This is a genomic window from Tsukamurella pulmonis (assembly GCF_900103175.1).
Classification (GTDB): domain Bacteria; phylum Actinomycetota; class Actinomycetes; order Mycobacteriales; family Mycobacteriaceae; genus Tsukamurella; species Tsukamurella pulmonis.
The window spans coordinates 2,005,936-2,024,028 of the sequence record NZ_FNLF01000002.1 but is presented as its reverse complement, the minus strand read 5'-3'; the positions used below and the strand labels follow the sequence as shown (position 1 = coordinate 2,024,028).

Sequence of the window (18,093 nt, the reverse complement as noted above, 5' to 3'; positions counted from 1 at the left end):
CGCGGATCGCGCCCGCTGACAGTCTTACCGAGAACGAACGCTCGCGCTGTGCAATCGCGAACCACGGCCGCGGGATTCGCCCCCCTGCTACCGCAGCGCGGAGCGGGCCTGCGCGCGCATCGCCCAGAACAGGATCTCGGTGCCGTCCGCGTCGGCCCGCACCGGCGTCACCCCCGCCCCGACGGTGCGCAGGGCGTCTCCGTCCGCGAGCCGGCCGGCCTCGACGGCGACCGCGCCGGAGACCACGAACAGGTGGCCGTACGGCGTCGCGGGCAGCACCACGGACTCGCCCTCGGCGAGTCGGGCGGCGTACAGGGCCGCGGCGTCGTTGCCGATCGTGACGGCCGGCTCGTCGCCGTCGATCCCCGAGGCGACCAGGACGAGTCCGCGCCCGTCGAGCGGGACGTCGGCGGTGCGGTACTCGGGCTCGCCGCCGGGCTCGTTCGGCGGGAGCCACATCTGGATGACGCGCGCGGTCACCCCGGTGACGCGCGGGTTCTGTTCGCGGTGGTTGACCCCGGTGCCGGCACTCATCGCCTGCACCTGGCCCGCCCGGACCACCCCGGTCGCACCGGACGAGTCGTCATGATGCATCTCGCCGGTGACCACCCAGGTGACGATCTCGGCGTCGCGGTGGAAGTGCCGGTCGACGCCGGAACCCGGATCGATGAGGTCGTCGTTGTGCACCAGCAGCTGGCCGTGGGCGTTCGCCCCGAGGTCGAACTTGCCGGTGAACGGCATCGACTGCCGCGTGTACAGCCCTTCGCCCCGCCAGTGCGTGCGGTCGGCGGCCGGGATGATCCTGCTCTCGCTCACCCGGCCAGCGTAGGCAGCCCCGCTCCGGACGGCGAGACCAGGATCTTCACCGCGCTCTCGTTGTGGTGCAACAGGGTCTCGTAGCCGGTGCTCACGAGTTCGTCCAAGCCGATCCGTCCGGTGATGAACGGCGCCAGGTCGACGGTGCCGCTCTCCACCAGCGCGATCGTCTCGGCGTGGTTGTTGACGTAGGCGATGGTGCCGCGCATGTCGATCTCCTTGAGCACCAGCTTCTGCATGTCGACGGTGCCGGGGTGCCCCCAGATGGAGACCACGACGAGCACGGCCTGCGGCCGCAGCGCGTCGAAGAGGGTGTCGAGGGCGGGCTGCACCGAGGTGCATTCGAACCCGACGTCGGCGCCGCGGCCGCCGGTCAGATCGCGCACCGCCGCGACGACGTCGACCTGCGTCGGATCGAAGACGTGGTCGGCGACCCCGGTCTCGGCGGCGCGACTGCGACGCAGCGAGCTCGGTTCGCTGATCGCGACGGTGAGCCCCTTGGCCTTGCAGACCGCAGCGGTCAGCAGCCCGATCGGCCCGGCGCCGGTGATGAGCGCGAAGGCTCCCGCGCCCGCGCCGGAGCGCTGCAGGGCGTGGTACCCGACGGCGAGCGGCTCGATCAGGGCGGCCTGATCCAGCGGCACGTCCTTCGAGACCCGGTGCACCCAGCGCCGCTGCACCACGATGCGCTCGGAGAGGCCGCCACCGCGGCCGCCGAGGCCGATGAAGTTCATGTTCGGCGAGAGGTGGTAGTCCGTGCTCGCGGGTCCGGTGTCGACACCGTCCGCGATGATGTACGGCTCGACCACCACGTGATCGCCCACCTGCAGATCGTCGACGCCCGCGCCGACGGCCGCGACGACGCCGGACATCTCGTGGCCGATCGTCACCGGCGCGGCCTCGCCGCTCACCGGGTGCGGATGACCGCAGGGCGGCACGAAGATCGGGCCGTCGACGTACTCGTGCAGGTCGGTCCCGCAGATGCCGCACCACGCGACGTCGATGGCGACGGTGCCGGCCGTCGTCTCGGGTGCGGGGACGTCCTCGATCCGGACGTCGCCTCGGTCGTAGTAGCGCGCTGCTCGCATGGGGGCCTCCAAGCCGGTACGTGTGATGCGTCCCACACTGGCCGCGCCGGTCCCTCGCGGTCGATCGTTGCAGCGGGTTGCACACCTACAGCGGCGCCGAGCCGCGGACGTGCTCGAAGACCAGTGAGGTGTTGGTGCCGGCGACCTCCTCCCGCGCGCTGAGGTACTCGACGAGGTGCCGCAGGTCGTCGGTGTCCACGGCCGCGACGTGCAGGAGGTAGTCGTCGCCGCCGGCGAGGAAGTAGGCGTCGATCACCGGCGGCAGATCGATCACCGACTCCACGAACTGCCGGATCCGGTGCCGCGCGGTCGACCTCAGGGTCACCGCGATCATGGCGCGCAGCGGACGGCCGACGGCCGCGGGATCGACGTCGGCGAAGAAGCCGCGGATCACCCCGGCATCGGTGAGCCGTCGAACGCGGGTGTGCACGGTGGACGGCGCCAGCCCGACCTCCGCGGCGAGCGCGGCGTTCGAGACCCGGCCGTCGCGCTGCAGGACCAGCAGGATGCGCCGGTCGGCATCATCGAGCAGGGGGCGACGATCGTTCGACGACTGCGGCCGATATGCCGTTCTCACTGAATGCACGTCACTCATCGCGCCTACTTTCAGAATCTTCTTCTGGTGCCTTGATCGGTTCTCGATGTTTCTTCAGACTATGTGACACACGACACTCACCTGACAGGAGCACACGATGCGCGTCGGAATCCCCACCGAGATCAAGAACAACGAGTACCGCGTGGCGATCACGCCGGGCGGCGTCGCCGAACTGGCCCGCCGCGGCCACGAGGTGCTGATCGAGGACGGTGCGGGACTCGGCTCGGCCATCGGCAACGACGACTTCGTCGCGGCCGGCGCCCGCATCGTCCCGACCGCCGACGACGTCTGGGGCGCGGCGGATCTGCTGCTCAAGGTCAAGGAGCCGATCGAGGCCGAGTACGGCCGGATGCGCGCCGAGCAGACGATCTTCACCTACCTGCACCTGGCCGCCTCGCGCCCGTGCACCGACGCGCTGCTGACGTCGAGGACCACGTCGATCGCCTACGAGACGGTCCAGCTCGCGGACGGCTCGCTGCCCCTGCTCGCGCCGATGTCCGAGGTGGCCGGCCGGCTGGCACCGCAGGTCGGCAGCTACCACCTCATGCGGTCCAAGGGCGGACGCGGCGTGCTCATGGGCGGCGTCCCCGGCACCGCGCCCGCGAAGGTCACCGTGCTCGGCGGCGGCGTGTCCGGCATCAACGCCGCCCAGATCGCCGCGGGCATGGGCGCCGACGTCACCGTCTTCGACCTCGACGTGCGCAAGATGCGCGCCGTCAACGCGCAGTTCGGCGGTCGGGTGCACACCAGCTACTCGACTTCGCTCGCGCTCGAGGAGGCCGTCGTCGAGTCCGATCTGGTGATCGGCGCCGTGCTGATCCCCGGCGCCGCCGCGCCCAAGCTCGTCTCCACCGAGCTGGTGCACCGCATGCGCCCCGGCGCCGTGCTCGTGGACATCGCGATCGACCAGGGCGGCTGCTTCGCCGACTCGCACCCGACCACGCACGACGATCCCACCTTCACCGTGGGCGAAACGGTCTTCTACTGCGTCGCCAACATGCCCGGCGCGGTGCCGCGCACCTCGACCTTCGCGCTCACCGGCGCCACCCTGCCGTACGTGCTGCGCATCGCCGATCAGGGCTGGCGCGCGGCCTGCGTCACCGATCCGGCGCTCGCAGCGGGCCTGTCCACGCACGACGGCGTGCTGCTCAACGACGGTGTCGGCGAGGCCCTCGGCATCGATGCGACGTCGCCGGAGTCCGTGCTCGCCTGAGGCTCACCACTCGCCGGCGTCGAGGTACTGGGCGAGGTTGGCCATCCGGCGCTGCACCGCGGCCACCTGCCGCACGCACTGCTCGAGCAGGCCGCGATCCAGGGACGACATCCGGCGGATCGACAGCACGTCGCCCGGCGTGCGCCCGGCCGCCATCTGCTCCACCTGGTGCTCGAGCCGGAGTCGCTCGAGGATGGAGAAGGCCTCCCGCAGCACCTCGGCCGAGTCGTCGGGCAGGACCGGGGAGTCCGCACCGGCCGCGAGCCGGTTGCGGGTCTGCAACTTCGTGGAGCCGCGGCTGAGCGCGGCCCATCGCGCGATGTTGACCACCGGCACCAGCGCGTGCGCCTTGATGTCGAAGGTGCCGCCCCGCAACGAGATCACGTCGCGCACCGACCGCAGCCGCGCCTTCGCGGTCAGCGCTTCCCGCAACATCAACATGAAGGCCCGCGGATGCTCCGAGAGATGCTGGTACACACCGGCCACCGGCTGCAGTGTCAGGTCGCCCCACACAGGGCGACCGTCCACCAGCAGCGACGCCATCATCATGGCGTTGTTCGACAGCGGCGCCTCGATCCACTCGCCGGCCGCGTAGAGCCACTCGGCCTCGGTGCGGCAGAACCGCGGCTGGGCGGCGACCGCGCCGTTGGTGTCCGACGGTATCCCGCACTCCTCCAGCCGCCCGTGCACGGCGGCGGCGAGCGCGAGCGCGGCGGACCGCCGGACCTCGATCTCCTCCGGCGAGGCACCGGGGAGGTCGCGCAGGATGATCGCGCTGTCCACGTCCGAGCTCGGGACCACCTCGCGGCGGGAGACGCTGCCCAGCGAGAGCCACGTGAAGTCGCCCTCGCGCAGCTCGGGGTGCACGGGCAGCTCGAGTTCGATGCAGCGGCGCACCATCGCCTCGATCGCGACGGCGGCCACGCCGGAGATGTGCCGCACCGGCGCCTGCTGCCCCCACAGCACCGGGAAGATCTCGCGGATCGTGGCGCCGATCTCGGGCAGCTCCGCCGCGCTCGCGCGCTCGATCCGGCGCTGCAGGGCGAAGGTCGAGGTGGTGGGCACCGTGAGGAAGTCGACGTCCTGCACCACGCCCCGCACGGCGGCGTGCTCGTCGAGCACCGCCATGTAGTGCAGCTTGCGGTCGAGCATCTCGATCAGCACGTCCGACGAGAGCGCGGACTCCGGGACCGCGGCGAGCGGCGCGGTCATCACCGCGGTGACAGGGTCGGTGACCGGCCTGCCCACGGAGATCACCCGGGCGCGGAGGTCGTGATCGGTGACGATGCCCAGCGGCTCGCGCGCGGCGTTCTCGACCACGATGTAGCCCGATTTCGCCTCGGTCATGGCCGTGGCCGCCTCCTGCACCGTGACCGTCGGCGGGCACACCACCGGCGCGCGGCGCACGATCTCGCCGGCGGTCCGCTCGCGCACTTCCTCCGCGGAGACGGCCGTGGTCGGCTTCGCCAGCTCGGTGGCGAGGAAGGCCGCGCCCGCCGGCGTGGAGAACATGTCGCCCACGGCCCACGCCGGCAGGCGCAGCAGCGTGACGTCCGAGAGCGCCACCGCGCGCGGGCCGCCCTTCGCGCCGACCAGGATCACCACGTACCCGAAGACGCCGCCGGGCCCGACCACCTCGTCGACGTCGCGGGCCTCGCCCGGCACCGCGGTCGGGAAGTTCCACACCCCCACCCGGCCGGAGAGCACCACGAACGCGTGATCGGGCGAAGCGGACAACCCGTCCAGGATCGTGGCCCCCTCGGCGAACTCGCTGATCGTCGACTCGGCCGCCAGACGTGCGCGAACGTCGTCGGGGAGGCCGTCGAAGGGCGCGTGTCCGGACAGGAAGGCGAACAGCTCCCCGAGGTCCGAGAAGTCGGTCATGGACCTATGTTTACACGCCTGAACCGATCGACATCCCGAAGTCATCTCCCGGTAACGCATCCGCGGAAGCGTTGCGAGGTCTACATTCCCATCCAGCGCACAACCCCACGCGCACTTCCCACGTCGAGGAGAAAGACTCATCCATGACGCAATCCGTCGATAAGTTCGCGGCCGAGCAGGAGGGCTACAAGCAGACCCTCGGCCGCCGACACGTGCAGATGATCGCCATCGGTGGCGCCATCGGCACCGGCCTGTTCCTCGGTTCCGCCAGCCGCCTCAACAGCACGGGCCCCGCCCTGCTGTTCTCCTACGCCTTCGTCGGCGTGATCGCGTTCTTCCTCATGCGCGCGCTCGGCGAGCTCGTGCTCTACCGCCAGAGCTCCGGCGCGTTCGTCTCGTACGCCCGGGAGTTCTTCGGCGAGGCCGCGGCCTACGCCGCGGGATGGCTGTACTGGATCTTCTGGGCGCTCACCGGCGTCGCCGAGCTGTCGGCGGTGGCGGTGTACGTCAGGAAGTGGTGGGAACTGCCCAACTGGATCTCGGTCATCATCGCTCTCGCCGTGGTGCTGGTGATCAACCTCCTCTCGGCGCGCGCCTTCGGCGAGTTCGAGTTCTGGGCATCCGTGCTCAAGGTCGCCGCGATCGTCATCTTCCTCGTCGTCGGCCTCGTCATCGTGGTCGGCCAGATCACCGTGGGCGAGGGCGAGCAGGCGCACCGGGCCGGGATCTCCAACCTGTGGTCGAACCCGGGCGGATTCTGGCCGCACAGCGACACGTTCGGGTGGATCGCACCGATCGTCGTGATGTCCGGCGTCGTCTTCGCGTACGCCGCCATCGAGATGGTCGGCATCGCGGCCGGCGAGATGCAGAACCCGCAGCGCGAGGTACCGAAGGCCGTCAACTCGGTGATCCTGCGGATCGCCGTCTTCTACTGCGGCTCGATCTTCCTGCTCGTGTGCATCCTGCCCACCAGCCAGTACGGGCAGCGCAACGCCGAGGGCGACCTGGAGTCGCCGTTCGTCACCGTCTTCGAGCGCATGGGCGTGAGCTGGATGGCCACCCTCATCAACGGCGTGCTCATCGTCGCGGCCATGAGCTCGCTCAACGCCGGCCTCTACACCACGGGCCGCATGCTGCGCAGCCTCGCCGCCAGCCGCGAGGCACCGAACATGTTCCTGAAGATGAGCAAGTCGGGCGTCCCCGCCACCGGCATCATCGTGACGTCGATCTTCTACGTGCTCGGCGCCGTCCTCAACGCGCTCGTCCCGGGCCACGCCTTCGACATCGCGCTCGAGGCGTCCGCGATCGCGGTCGTCGGCGTGTGGAGCCTGATCTTCCTGTGCCACATCCGCTACCGGAAGCTCTCCGACGCCGGGATCGTCGCGAAGAGCCCGTTCCGCGCTCCGCTCGCGCCGATGATGAGCTACGTCGGCCTCGTCTTCCTGTTCCTGGTCCTGGTCGGGATGGCCTACTCGGGCTACAAGTCCGACGGTGGCTTCTGGGACAAGACGAACCTCATCGTGGTCATCCTCGGCATCCCCGCATTCGTCGCGATCCTCGCCATCGGCTGGATCGTCGTGAAGCCCAAGGTGCTCGAGCACACCGGCGGGGACCTCTCCCCGACCTGGTCGATGGACGACGCGACGAACGTCGACCTCGACAAGAAGTAAGCACGATCCGCTCCGCGACGAACGCCCGCCGGCCTCCGGCGGGCGTTCGTCCGTTCACCGGGGATTCATCGTGTGCGATTACGTTGCCGCCATGACCTCCCGCACCCTTTCCCGCCTCTCCGCGCTCGCCGCGGCCGCCGTCGTCGTTCTCGGTGGTGCCGCGCTGGCCGCGCCGGTCCAGGCGGCACCGTCGACCGGCTTCGATCTGCAGTCGCACCGCGGCGGCCGGGGCGAGCACACCGAGGAATCCCTCTACGGCTTCGCCCGCTCGCTGGAGCTCGGCGTGACGACGCTGGAGCTGGACGTCGTACTGACCAAGGACGACGTGCCGCTGATCTGGCACGACCCGACCGTGCAGGCCGACAAGTGCGCCGACACCGCCCCGGCCACCCCGGGCGACCCGCAGTTCCCGTACGTCGGCAAGACCGTCCACGACCTGAGCTACGCGCAGGTCCAGACGCTGGTGTGCGCGAAGAAGCTGGCGAAGTTCCCGGACGCGAAGGTGGTCGAGGGCAATCGGATCGCCACCCTGCCACAGCTGTTCGATCTGGTCGGGCAGTACAAGGGCAACACCGTGCGGTTCAACATCGAGACCAAGATCGAGGCCGAGGAGCGGTCGAAGTCCGCCGCGCCCGCCGCGTTCGTCGGGCAGATCCTCGGCGCCGCGCGCCGCGCCGGCGTCCTCGACCGGATCGAGATCCAGAGCTTCGACTGGCGCTCACTGCCACTGGTGCGGGCGCAGGCCCCGTCGGTGCCCCTGGTGGCGCTCTACGACGCGACGACGTGGAAGAAGGGCTCGGCCTGGCTGGGCCCCGTCCGCTACGAGGAGTTCGACGGCGACGTGGTCCGCGCGGCGAAGGCGGCGGGCTTCGACGTGCTCTCTCCGGATTACGAACTCTCCGATGCGAAGACGGTGTCCGCGGCGCACGCCGCCGGCCTGAAGGTGATCCCGTGGACGGTGAACGACGCCGCCGATATGCGGGCGCAGCTCGCGCTCGGTGTCGACGGCATCATCACCGACTACCCCACGCGCCTGCGCGGCGTGCTCGCCGACGCGGGCGAGCCGCTCCCCCGGGCGTTCACGAAGTAGCGAACCACGGCGGCGGCCCACCGGATTCCGGTGGGCCGCCGCCGTGTCGGGTACGGGATCAGGCGACGTAGGTGGCGACCGCCGTGCCGACGATGCCCGTGATCATCACGTTCACGTTGCCCTTGCCCGGCCTGACGATGAAGGTCCCGTCGTATTCGGAGCGCGCGGTGCCGGTGGCGCCGGTGGTGCTGTTCTCCCACACCAGGAGGCGGTCGGAGAGGTCGATGCCCTGGATCGACTCGCAGCGCTCCGGCGGCAGGGGCGACGGCGGGATGCCGATCACGCCGAGCTCGTGGCGGGCGATGACGCAGTTGGTGCGGATCACCAGGTTGCCCGCGTCGTCGTAGTCGCCGACCCAGGTCGCGGTCGCGTTCGGCGCGGTGGTGCGGATGGACGTTCCGCCCGTGACGGTGCCGCGGAAGGTCACGGAACCGGAAGCGTTGGCCACGGCCGGGGCGAGTGCGAGCACCGTTCCCGCGGTGAGAGCGGTCGCGATCGCGCGACGGACGAGGGTGGTCATGGGCATCCCCTGATTCTCGAAGCAGCTTTTGACTTCGCAAAGTGTACACACGGGCCGCCCGCGCGCCGCATCGCCGTGCTCGAGCGCCCTACCGCTCCGCGCCACCCGGGTCAGGCCGGCGATGTTGCCCCGAGAAAGTCGGCGAGTTCAGCGGCGACGGCGTCGGGCCTGTCCAGCATCGCCAGCACGGCGCAGTCCTCCAATTCGACGAGCCTGCCCCGCGGCAGGAGATCAGCCAGTCTGCGCCCGTGCTCGCGTGGCATGACCGCGCCGTCGGTCGACCACAGCACCAGCGCGGGACCGCCGAAATCGCGCAAGGCCTCACAGCCCCGCGTCAGTTCTGCGCGGTCGAACGGTGCCCGGGCATGCCGGAGCAGGTCCCGACGGATCGCCGGGTCGTTGATCGCGGGCTCGGTCCATGCCCGCATCGTGCCATCCGGGATGCGATGAGCCATGCGCCCGAAGAGCAAGGGCGAACGGCGCACCACCCCGATCCGCATGGCGCGCAGGCCGAATCGCAGTCCGGGCAGGCGCGCAGCGATCGTCGCGACCTTGCCCGGCAGTCCGGGCGGGAAGTTGTCGAAGGCGGTACTCGGCAGGATGACCAGGCGCCCGATCCGCTCGTCCCGGCCGAGCGCGGTCAGCAGCAGCGCCCCGCCCCAATCACTGTGCACCAGCGTGACGTCACGCAGATCGAGGGCGTCGAGGAGGTCCGCGATCAGGTGCGCGATCCCCTCGTTGCTCTGGTCCGCGTCCGGCCGCAGCGGGATCCGGTGGGCACCGAGAGGCAGATCGGGCAGCACGTAGCGGTACCCCGGGGGCAGCAGCGGCAGGACCTGATCCCACAGCGTGTGATCCATCAGGAGTCCGTGCAGCAGGACCACCGGCGGCCCCTGCCCGCGCTCCTCGTAGTGGACCCGGCCGGCGGGGACGGCGGCCTCCGGCATTCCCATCACCTCCAGTGGAGCGATCACTCTAGAGCGGACACTCTAGAATGTATTCCGTGATGATCGACCGGTCAATGCCCACCCGCGAGCGGCTCGTGGTCGCGATGGGAGAACTGCTGCGCCGCCAGGGATACGGAGCCACCTCCGTCAAGCAGCTCACGGAGGCGGCGGGCGCGACGATGGGCTCGCTCTACCACCACTTCCCGGGCGGAAAGCCCGAGGTCGCCGCTGCGGCGTTGCGCGCGTCGGGGGCGGCGTACGCGGATCTGCTCGCCGTCCTGTTCGACCGTGCACCGGAGTTGTCGGAAGCGATCCCGGACGCCTTCGCCCTGGCCGCCGAGCACATCGCCGAGGCGGGCTGGATCACGATGTGCCCGGTGGGCACCGTGGCGGGCGAGGTGGCGGACTCCGAGCCCGAGGTGGCGGCCGCTGCCGCTGAGGTCTTCGTGGACTGGATCGCCGGCGGCACCGCGTACTTCGCCCGGCGCGGCCTCGACGACGACGCCGCGCGGGAGCTCACGCTGGCGGTGCTGAGCTCGCTCGAGGGCGCGTTCATCCTCGCTCGATCGCTGCGCAGCCCGGACCCCCTCCTCGCGGCGGGATCCGCTCTGCGCGAGCACGTTCGACTGCGCCTGGGGATTGTCGGAACGATGTAACTTCCGGCGAACCGGGGCGGAGGCACTCCCGCACCCGCGGCGCCCGGGCGCACCCGGCGTGCCGGGTGCGCTCGGGTGTTCCGGGTGCGGTCGGGGTACCGCACCCGGAACGCGCGGTTCAGCCCAGCCAGTTCCGGACGGGCGACGGAACGCCGCGCTTCCCGCGGTGCGGGCCGAGAACGGCGCCACCGAAGGGCTGCGAGAGCAGATCCCGCGCAACGCGGTTCACGTCCGCCGCCGAGACCTTGTCGATCCGCGCCAGCGTTCTGGTGACGGTGCGCTGGTTCTGGTAGTTGATCTCGCTGCGGCCGATGCGGTGCATGCGGGACTGCGCGTCCTCGAGTCCCAGCACGAGCCCACCGCGGAGCGAACCCTTGGCGCGGGAGAGCTCCTCAGCCGTCAGGCCGTCGTCCCGCACGTCCTCCAGGACCTTGCGCGCGACCGTCGCGACCTCGCCGAGACGCTCGGGCGAGCACCCGGCGTACACCGAGAACAGACCCGTGTCGGCGTAGGTGTCCACCGCCGAGTACACGGTGTAGGCGAGGCCCCGCTGTTCCCGGATCTCCTGGAACAGGCGGGAACTGAGCCCACCGCCGATCGCGGTGTTGAGCACCGACAGCGCCCAGCGGTCGGGGTGGAAACGCCCGTAGGCGCGCGTTCCCGCGACCAGGTGCGACTGCTCCCCGTCGCGATTGACCACCTGAAGCGTCGGTGCGCCGGGGCGACGACGGATGCCCGTGCGCACGGGCGTCGATTCCGCGGCACCGTCGAGCCGGCCCGCGAAGGCCTTGCGCGCCAACCCGACCACCTGGGCGTGCGTGACGTTGCCGGCGACGGCCAGCACCATCCGCTCCGGCGTGTACCGCCGGCGGTGGAAACCGCGCAGCCGCGCCGCGGTCATCGCCGAGACCGAGTCCTCGGTGCCGAGCACCGGCCGGGCCAGCGGATGATCGCCCAGAAGCGCCGCGGTGGCGGCCTCGTTGACCAGGTCCTCGGGGTCGTCATCGCGCATGGCGAGCTCCTCGAGCACGACCTCACGCTCGACCTCGACGTCCGCGGGGCGGCAGAGCCCCCCGAGCACGACATCGGTCACCACGTCGACGGCCAGGTCGAGATCGGTGTCGAGCACGTGCGCGTAGTAGCAGGTGTGCTCCTTCGACGTGAAGGCGTTGATCTCCCCGCCGACCGCATCCACCTCGGCGGCCAGGGAGGCCGCGTCGCGATGAGGCGTCGCCTTGAACAGCAGGTGCTCGAGGAAGTGCGCGGAGCCGGCGGAGGCGGGGTGCTCGTCGCGGGAGCCGACCGCGACCCACAGGCCGACGGCGGCGGACCGGGACCCCGGCACCGTCTCCGTGACCACCCGCAGGCCGCCGGGCAGGACGCTACGACGAACGGGGGCACCCGATCCGGATGCCCCCGCCCGCGCAGCCCGTGATGTCAGGCTGCTCAGTTCCTACTCCTCGCCAGCGGGAGCGGCCTCGGCGGCCTGCTCCTCCACGACGGGGATCAGGCTGATCTTGCCGCGCTCGTCGATGTCGGCGATCTCGACCTGCAGCTTGCTGCCGACGTTGACCACGTCCTCGACCTTGTTCACGCGCTTGCCGTTGCCCAGCTTGCTGATGTGGACCAGGCCGTCGCGGCCGGGGACCAGCGAGACGAAGGCGCCGAACGCCGTGGTCTTGACCACGGTGCCCAGGAAGCGCTCGCCCACCTTCGGCAGCTGCGGGTTGGCGATGGCGTTGATCCGGTCGATCGCCGCCTGGGCCGACGGGCCGTCGGCCGCACCGACGAACACGGTGCCGTCATCCTCGATCGAGATGTTGGCGCCGGTCTCCTCGGTGATGGAGTTGATCGTCTTGCCCTTGGGTCCGATGACCTCGCCGATCTTGTCGATCGGCACCTTGATCGTGGTGATCCGCGGGGCGTACGGGCTCATCTCGTCGGGCGCGTCGATCGCCTCGGCCATGACCTCGAGGATCGTGGTGCGGGCGTCCTTCGCCTGGCCCAGCGCGCCGGCGAGCACCTGCGACGGGATGCCGTCGAGCTTGGTGTCCAGCTGCAGGGCGGTGACGAAGTCGGACGTACCGGCGACCTTGAAGTCCATGTCGCCGAAGGCGTCCTCGGCGCCGAGGATGTCGGTCAGGGCCACGTAGCGGGCCTGACCGTCGACCTCGTCGGACACCAGGCCCATGGCGATGCCCGCGACGGGCGCCTTGAGCGGCACGCCGGCGTTGAGCAGCGACATCGTCGAGGCGCAGACCGAGCCCATCGAGGTCGAGCCGTTGGAGCTCAGCGCCTCCGAGACCTGACGGATGGCGTAGGGGAACTCCTCCACCGAGGGCAGCACCGGCACGAGGGCGCGCTCGGCGAGCGCGCCGTGGCCGATCTCGCGGCGCTTCGGCGAGCCGACGCGGCCGGTCTCACCGGTCGAGTACGGCGGGAAGTTGTAGTGGTGCATGTAGCGCTTGCTGGTCTCGGGTCCCAGCGAGTCGATCTGCTGCGCCATCTTCACCATGTCCAGCGTGGTGACGCCCAGGATCTGGGTCTCGCCGCGCTCGAACAGCGCGCTGCCGTGGGCGCGCGGGATCACGGCGATCTCGGCGCTCAGCGAGCGGATGTCGGTGATGCCACGGCCGTCGATGCGGAAGTGGTCGGTCAGGATGCGCTGGCGCACGAGCTTCTTGGTCAGCGAGCGGAAGGCCGCACCGATCTCGCCCTCGCGGCCCTCGAACTGCGGGCCCACGGCCTCGAGCACCTCGGCCTTGACGACGTCGGTGGCGTTGTCACGCTCCTGCTTGCCGGCGATAGACAGCGCGTCGTTGAGCTTCGCGGCGCCCGCGGCCTCGACGGCGGCGAAGACGTCGTCCTGGTACGCGGGGAACAGCGGGAACTCACCGGTCGGCTTGGCGGCACCGGCGGCCAGCTGCTTCTGCGCCTCGCAGAGCACGGCGATGAAGGGCTTGGCGGCCTCGAGGCCCTCGGCCACGACGGCCTCGGTGGGCGCGGTGGCGCCGCCCGCGATGAGCTCGATGACGTTCTCGGTGGCCTCGGCCTCGACCATCATGATCGCGACGTCGGCGTCCTTGCCGGAGCCCGAGACGATGCGGCCGGCGACGACCATGTCGAAGACGGCGCGCTCGAGCTGCTCGACGGTCGGGAACGCGACCCACTGGCCGTCGATGAGCGCGACGCGCACGCCGCCGACGGGACCGGAGAAGGGCAGGCCCGCGATCTGGGTCGACGCCGAGGCGGCGTTGATCGCGACCACGTCGTACAGATCCTTGGGATCGAGCGACATGACGGTCACGACGACCTGGATCTCGTTGCGGAGACCGTCGACGAACGACGGGCGCAGCGGCCGGTCGATCAGGCGGCAGGTGAGGATCGCGTCGGTCGACGGGCGGCCCTCGCGACGGAAGAACGAGCCGGGGATGCGACCCGCGGCGTACATGCGCTCCTCGACGTCCACCGTGAGGGGGAAGAAGTCGAAGTGCTCCTTGGGGTGCTTGCTGTGCGACGTGGCCGAGAGCAGCATCGTCTCGTCGTCGAGGTACGCGGCGACGGAGCCGGCGGCCTGCTGCGCGAACCGGCCGGTCTCGAACCGGATGGTGCGCGTGCCGAAGGAACCGTTGTCGATGACGGCGACGGCTTCGGTGATGTCGTCGTCGAATTCGACCTGCGTGTTGTCTGTCATGAAGGGGGAAGAAACCTTTCTTCTTCGCGCGGACCGTCCCCACCCGGCGGCGCGCATGCTGCGCGCGGCCCAAGTCGTTCGACGTGGCGGCGGGGCGCCCTGGCGCGGTCATCGATCGAAGCCGCCGGACCCTCCCGCCCGTGAGGGCGAGGTTTCCGGCAACCACTACCGAGGACCACCCCGCGGGGAGTGACACCGAGATGGCGCACCGCAGATGTCGACGGGCCGGATCTACCGGTGCCGACGTCGGACGGACCTGCAACAAGGCTATCATCGGGAGTCTTTTCCACGTGAGCCGCACACGCCGTGCGCACACCGAGAGGGAATCGCTCGTGTCGCAGACCAGCCGTGAACGCGCTCAGGAGGCGACCGCGGTGTGGATCGCGAGAATGATGCTGGTCGCGGCGATCCTCTCGCTGCTCAGCGCGCTCATCCGCAACGACCGCTCCTTCTACGTGGCCGATCTGCTCAGCGTCGTCGGCATCCCGTCGTATCCGAGCCTGCTCGTGGTCGCGGTGCTGACCGTGCTCAGCGGCGCGTTGCGCCGGCGGCTGCGGGCCGCGCACACCGTCACCGTCGTCCTGATGTCGCTGCAGGTCCTCGCGAACATCGCGACGCTGGTGATCATCGCGACCGAGGAGATCGACCCCGACGAGGCGCACCACCTCCCCACCTACCTCGCGTCGTTCGTGGCCGTGCGCTACTCGCTGCCCGGTGCCGCGCTGGCCGCCGTGACCAGCGCCGTCTGTCTGGCGTTCGTGATCGCCTCCCGGCCGCGCTTCCCCGCCCGGCTCGCCCGCGGCTCGCGGCGCGCCGCGATCGGTGTGCTCGCCGGCGGCTTCGTCAGCGTCTACCTCGTGGTCGTGGCGCTGGCCTACACCTTCCCGGGGCGCGGGCCGAACCGGCTCGACGGCACCGTCGAAGTGCTGGTGTGGTCACTGCGCTCCACGTTCGGCGTGGCCGTGCCGCGACGGCTCGACCTGGCTCTCAACGGCCACAGCGGTCCGGTGTGGATCTACTCCCTCGCCGGCGTGATGTCCGCGTCGGTCCTGATCCTGGCGCTCATGGCGTTCTGGCGCGCGGGACGCGGTGACGAGCTGATGACCGAGCCGGAGGAGCTCGAGGTACGCCGCCTGCTGCTCGAATACGGCGAGGACGACTCGCTCGGCTACTTCGCCACCCGCCGCGACAAGGCGGTGATCGCGGCGCCGGACCGGCGCGCCGTGGTGACCTGCCGCGCCGTCGGCCCCGTGTCGATGGCCAGCGCGGACCCGATCGGACACCGCGATTCCTGGCCCGCCGCGGTCGGCGCCTGGATCGAGGACTGCCGCGCGCACAGCCTCTACCCCGCCGTCCTCGCCGCCAGCGCCGAGGGCGCGCAGGTGTACGAGGAGGCCGGGCTGCGCACCCTGATGATCGGCGACGAGGCGATCATCCACGTCGACGCTTTCACGCTCAAGGGCCGCGAGATGCGGGCCGTGCGCCAGGCCGTGACCCGCGTCGCCGCCGCGGGGTACACGCTCAAGGTCCGCCGGCACGGCGACCTGTCCGCCGCGGAGCTCGCCGAGGTGGCCGAGCTCGCCGAGGCGTGGCGCGGCGAGGAGACCGAGCGCGGCTTCTCCATGGCCCTCAACCGGATCGGCGATCCGGTGGACGGTCGGTGCGTCCTGGTCTCAGCCCACGACGCCACGGGCACCGTGCGGGGCCTGCTCAGCTTCGTCCCGTGGGGCACGCGCGGCCTGTCCCTGGACCTGATGCGGCGCGACCGCGATGCGGAGAACGGGCTCAACGAGTTCATGGTCGCCACGCTCATCGAGCAGTGCGGGGAGCTCGGGATCCGCCGGATCTCCTTGAACTTCGCGGTCTTCCGCTCCGTCTTCTCCGAGGCCGACCGCGTCGGCGCGGGGCCGATCACCCGCATGGTCGACTCGGCGCTCAGCCTGGCGTCGAAGTTCTACCAGCTGGAGTCGCTGTACCGCTCGAACGACAAGTACCGGCCCGATTGGGTGCCGCGCATCCTCTGCTACGACCCCACCCTCACCGCGGTGCGGGCCGGCATCGCCGTCGGCATCGCGGAGGGCTTCCTGCCGCAGATCGGACCGAAGTTCCTGGCCGGACCGTCGATTCCGGACGAGGTTCCGCGTGATCCGGAGTTCGTGGATCGGTTGCTCGCCGAGGAGGAGCGCCTACTGCGCCGCGAGGCTCCGCCGGTGCGGCTCTCCGAGCAGCAGCGGGTGCGGCGGCGCAAGCTGCGGGCCCTCGAGGAGGCGGGCATGCCCGGCTATCCCCCGTCGGTCCCTCGCACGACCTCCCTCGAGGCCGTGCGTGCGCAGGACGCCGCTCCACCCGCCGACGGTGCCGGCACCGTCGTCTCCGTCACGGGCCGGGTCCGCGCGGTGCGCGACTACGGCGGCGTGACCTTCGTCGACCTGCACGAGGACGGGGCGCACCTCCAGGTGATCGCGGAGCGCTCCCGCACCCCCGAGGACGCACGGTCGCTGTGGCGCAGCGCGATCGACATGGGCGATCTCGTTTCGGTGACGGGGCCGGTGGTCCGCTCCCGCTCCGGCGAGTTGTCGGTGCTCCTGACCTCGTGGGCCATGGCGGGCAAGTGCCTGTCGCCCGTCCCGAAGACGCGGGCCCGGCTCGGCGACGAGACGCGGGCGCGCAACCGTCCCCTCGAGTTGATCACCGACGACGGCGCCGTGGACCTGCTGTACCGGCGCTCGCGGGCCGTTGCGGCGATGCGTGCGGTCTTCACCCGTCGCGACTACACCGAGGTCGAGACTCCGATGCTGCAGACGGTGCACGGCGGCGCCGCGGCCCGTCCGTTCACCACGCACATCAACGCCTACGACATGGGCCTGTACCTACGGATCGCGCCAGAGCTCTACCTCAAGCGACTCGCGGTCGGCGGGATGGGCCGGATCTTCGAGCTGAACCGCAACTTCCGCAACGAGGGCGCCGACGCCACGCACAACCCGGAGTTCACCGCTCTCGAGGCCTACGAGGCCTACGGCGACTACAACACCATGCGCACGCTGACCCGGGAGGTGATCCTCGCCGCCGCGGTCGCGGTCAACGGACGGCCCGTCGCCGTGCGGCCCGACGGTGCCGGCGGCACCCGCGAGGTGGACCTCACCGCCGAATGGCCGGTGATCGCCGTGCACGCGGCGGTCTCCGCCGCCGCCGGAACGGAATTGACCTCGGCGTCGAGCTTCGACGAGGTGGCCGCGGTGTGCGCACGCCATCGCGTCGCCGTCCCCCGGGGCGCGACCGCGAGCAAGCTCGTCATGGAGCTGTACGAGGCGCTGGTCGAGAAGCAGACCGAGTTCCCCACGTTCTACTGCGACTTCCCCATCGAGGTCTCCCCGCTGGCGCGCAAGCACCGCGATGATCCTCGGCTGACCGAACAGTGGGATCTGGTGGGCTTCGGTGCCGAGCTCGGCACCGCGTACACGGAACTGACGGACCCGATCGACCAGCGCGAGCGGCTCACGCAGCAGTCGATGGCGGCCGCCGCCGGCGATCCCGAGGCGATGGAGCTCGACGAGTCCTTCCTGGACGCTCTCTCCTACGCGATGCCGCCCACCGGAGGCCTGGGCATCGGCGTGGACCGCATCGTCATGCTGCTCGCGGGCGTGAACATCCGTGCCACCCTGGCGTTCCCCTTCGTCAAGCCCCAGGACCGCTGAGGGGCTGTTCGCCTCCACGGCGAGCGGCGAGTTCGCGCACCACCAGGAGAGCGCCGAGCGCCCTCGACACCGTGCGGTCCGACGACGCGCAGCGCCAATCCCGGTATCCCCCAGCGGTCCGCCGTCGCCACAAGGGTCGCCGCCGTGCGCGCGTGCGATGGCGCGGCCCCGACGCCGACCACCGCGGCCAGAACCGCCACCACCGCCGCCCATCGACGTGCCGCC

Annotated in this window: 13 protein-coding genes; 5 read left to right on the top strand and 8 right to left on the bottom strand. The window is 70.8% G+C overall.

What is annotated here, in order from left to right; genetic code table 11:
- Positions 1-87: 87 nt before the first annotated feature.
- The 3 genes from BLQ62_RS09940 to BLQ62_RS09930 all read right to left on the bottom strand — a co-directional run bounded on the left by BLQ62_RS09940 (position 88) and on the right by BLQ62_RS09930 (position 2,499).
- Positions 88-816, bottom strand: coding sequence for a pirin family protein (locus BLQ62_RS09940; protein ID WP_068565659.1), 729 nt, complete (start codon positions 814-816; stop codon positions 88-90).
- Entirely contained in the window at positions 813-1,904 is a 1,092-nt protein-coding gene (locus tag BLQ62_RS09935; protein ID WP_068535395.1) for a 2,3-butanediol dehydrogenase, read from the bottom strand. The genes BLQ62_RS09940 and BLQ62_RS09935 overlap by 4 nt, the downstream gene beginning before the upstream one ends.
- An 85-nt stretch (positions 1,905-1,989) precedes the next feature.
- The gene (locus BLQ62_RS09930; protein WP_068535397.1) at positions 1,990-2,499 is read right to left on the bottom strand and encodes an Lrp/AsnC family transcriptional regulator; all 510 of its coding nucleotides are present in this window, start codon (positions 2,497-2,499) and stop codon (positions 1,990-1,992) included.
- A gap of 97 nt (positions 2,500-2,596) precedes the next feature.
- Here BLQ62_RS09930 and ald point away from each other — a divergent pair, with 97 nt between their 5' ends.
- Positions 2,597-3,712 (top strand): alanine dehydrogenase, encoded by a 1,116-nt coding sequence (gene ald / locus BLQ62_RS09925; RefSeq protein ID WP_068565661.1) that lies wholly within the window; start codon positions 2,597-2,599, stop codon positions 3,710-3,712.
- 3 nt (positions 3,713-3,715) lie between these two features.
- On the opposite strand, the gene BLQ62_RS09920 is transcribed toward ald, so the two are convergent.
- Positions 3,716-5,596 (bottom strand): putative nucleotidyltransferase substrate binding domain-containing protein, encoded by a 1,881-nt coding sequence (locus tag BLQ62_RS09920; protein WP_068565663.1) that lies wholly within the window; start codon positions 5,594-5,596, stop codon positions 3,716-3,718.
- A gap of 143 nt (positions 5,597-5,739) precedes the next feature.
- On the opposite strand from BLQ62_RS09920, the gene BLQ62_RS09915 reads away from it, so the two are divergent.
- Positions 5,740-7,266 (top strand): amino acid permease, encoded by a 1,527-nt coding sequence (locus tag BLQ62_RS09915; protein WP_068535402.1) that lies wholly within the window; start codon positions 5,740-5,742, stop codon positions 7,264-7,266.
- A gap of 91 nt (positions 7,267-7,357) precedes the next feature.
- Entirely contained in the window at positions 7,358-8,356 is a 999-nt protein-coding gene (locus BLQ62_RS09910; RefSeq protein WP_068535404.1) for a glycerophosphodiester phosphodiesterase, read from the top strand.
- Between the two features lie 58 nt (positions 8,357-8,414).
- Here BLQ62_RS09910 and BLQ62_RS09905 read toward each other — a convergent pair whose 3' ends face one another.
- Entirely contained in the window at positions 8,415-8,876 is a 462-nt protein-coding gene (locus BLQ62_RS09905) for a hypothetical protein (protein ID WP_068535405.1), read from the bottom strand.
- Between the two features lie 110 nt (positions 8,877-8,986).
- Positions 8,987-9,823, bottom strand: coding sequence for an alpha/beta fold hydrolase (locus BLQ62_RS09900; protein WP_068566299.1), 837 nt, complete (start codon positions 9,821-9,823; stop codon positions 8,987-8,989).
- Positions 9,824-9,882: 59 nt separating this feature from the next.
- Between BLQ62_RS09900 and BLQ62_RS09895 the strand changes: the two genes are divergently transcribed.
- Positions 9,883-10,479 carry a TetR/AcrR family transcriptional regulator gene (locus tag BLQ62_RS09895; protein ID WP_197467293.1) on the top strand — a complete coding sequence of 199 codons (597 nt, stop codon included), beginning with the start codon at positions 9,883-9,885 and terminating at the stop codon, positions 10,477-10,479.
- 118 nt (positions 10,480-10,597) lie between these two features.
- Here BLQ62_RS09895 and BLQ62_RS09890 read toward each other — a convergent pair whose 3' ends face one another.
- Positions 10,598-11,929: a M16 family metallopeptidase gene (locus BLQ62_RS09890; RefSeq protein WP_082756477.1), complete on the bottom strand. Its 1,332-nt coding sequence runs from the start codon at positions 11,927-11,929 to the stop codon at positions 10,598-10,600.
- A 3-nt stretch (positions 11,930-11,932) separates the two neighbouring features.
- Entirely contained in the window at positions 11,933-14,173 is a 2,241-nt protein-coding gene (locus BLQ62_RS09885; RefSeq protein ID WP_068535411.1) for a polyribonucleotide nucleotidyltransferase, read from the bottom strand.
- A 332-nt stretch (positions 14,174-14,505) separates the two neighbouring features.
- Here BLQ62_RS09885 and lysX point away from each other — a divergent pair, with 332 nt between their 5' ends.
- The gene (gene lysX, locus BLQ62_RS09880) at positions 14,506-17,868 is read left to right on the top strand and encodes a bifunctional lysylphosphatidylglycerol synthetase/lysine--tRNA ligase LysX (RefSeq protein ID WP_068565668.1); all 3,363 of its coding nucleotides are present in this window, start codon (positions 14,506-14,508) and stop codon (positions 17,866-17,868) included.
- The last annotated feature ends 225 nt before the right edge of the window (positions 17,869-18,093 follow it).

Excerpts from the sequence above, each read along its gene's own strand:
- BLQ62_RS09935 (WP_068535395.1), bottom strand. The coding sequence starts at position 1,904 with ATGCGAGCAGCGCGCTACTACGACCGAGGCGACGTCCGGATCGAGGAC.
- BLQ62_RS09930 (WP_068535397.1), bottom strand. The coding sequence starts at position 2,499 with ATGAGTGACGTGCATTCAGTGAGAACGGCATATCGGCCGCAGTCGTCG.
- ald (WP_068565661.1), top strand. The coding sequence starts at position 2,597 with ATGCGCGTCGGAATCCCCACCGAGATCAAGAACAACGAGTACCGCGTG.
- BLQ62_RS09920 (WP_068565663.1), bottom strand. The coding sequence starts at position 5,596 with ATGACCGACTTCTCGGACCTCGGGGAGCTGTTCGCCTTCCTGTCCGGA.
- BLQ62_RS09915 (WP_068535402.1), top strand. The coding sequence starts at position 5,740 with ATGACGCAATCCGTCGATAAGTTCGCGGCCGAGCAGGAGGGCTACAAG.
- BLQ62_RS09910 (WP_068535404.1), top strand. The coding sequence starts at position 7,358 with ATGACCTCCCGCACCCTTTCCCGCCTCTCCGCGCTCGCCGCGGCCGCC.
- BLQ62_RS09905 (WP_068535405.1), bottom strand. The coding sequence starts at position 8,876 with ATGACCACCCTCGTCCGTCGCGCGATCGCGACCGCTCTCACCGCGGGA.
- BLQ62_RS09900 (WP_068566299.1), bottom strand. The coding sequence starts at position 9,823 with ATGCCGGAGGCCGCCGTCCCCGCCGGCCGGGTCCACTACGAGGAGCGC.
- BLQ62_RS09895 (WP_197467293.1), top strand. The coding sequence starts at position 9,883 with ATGATCGACCGGTCAATGCCCACCCGCGAGCGGCTCGTGGTCGCGATG.
- BLQ62_RS09885 (WP_068535411.1), bottom strand. The coding sequence starts at position 14,173 with ATGACAGACAACACGCAGGTCGAATTCGACGACGACATCACCGAAGCC.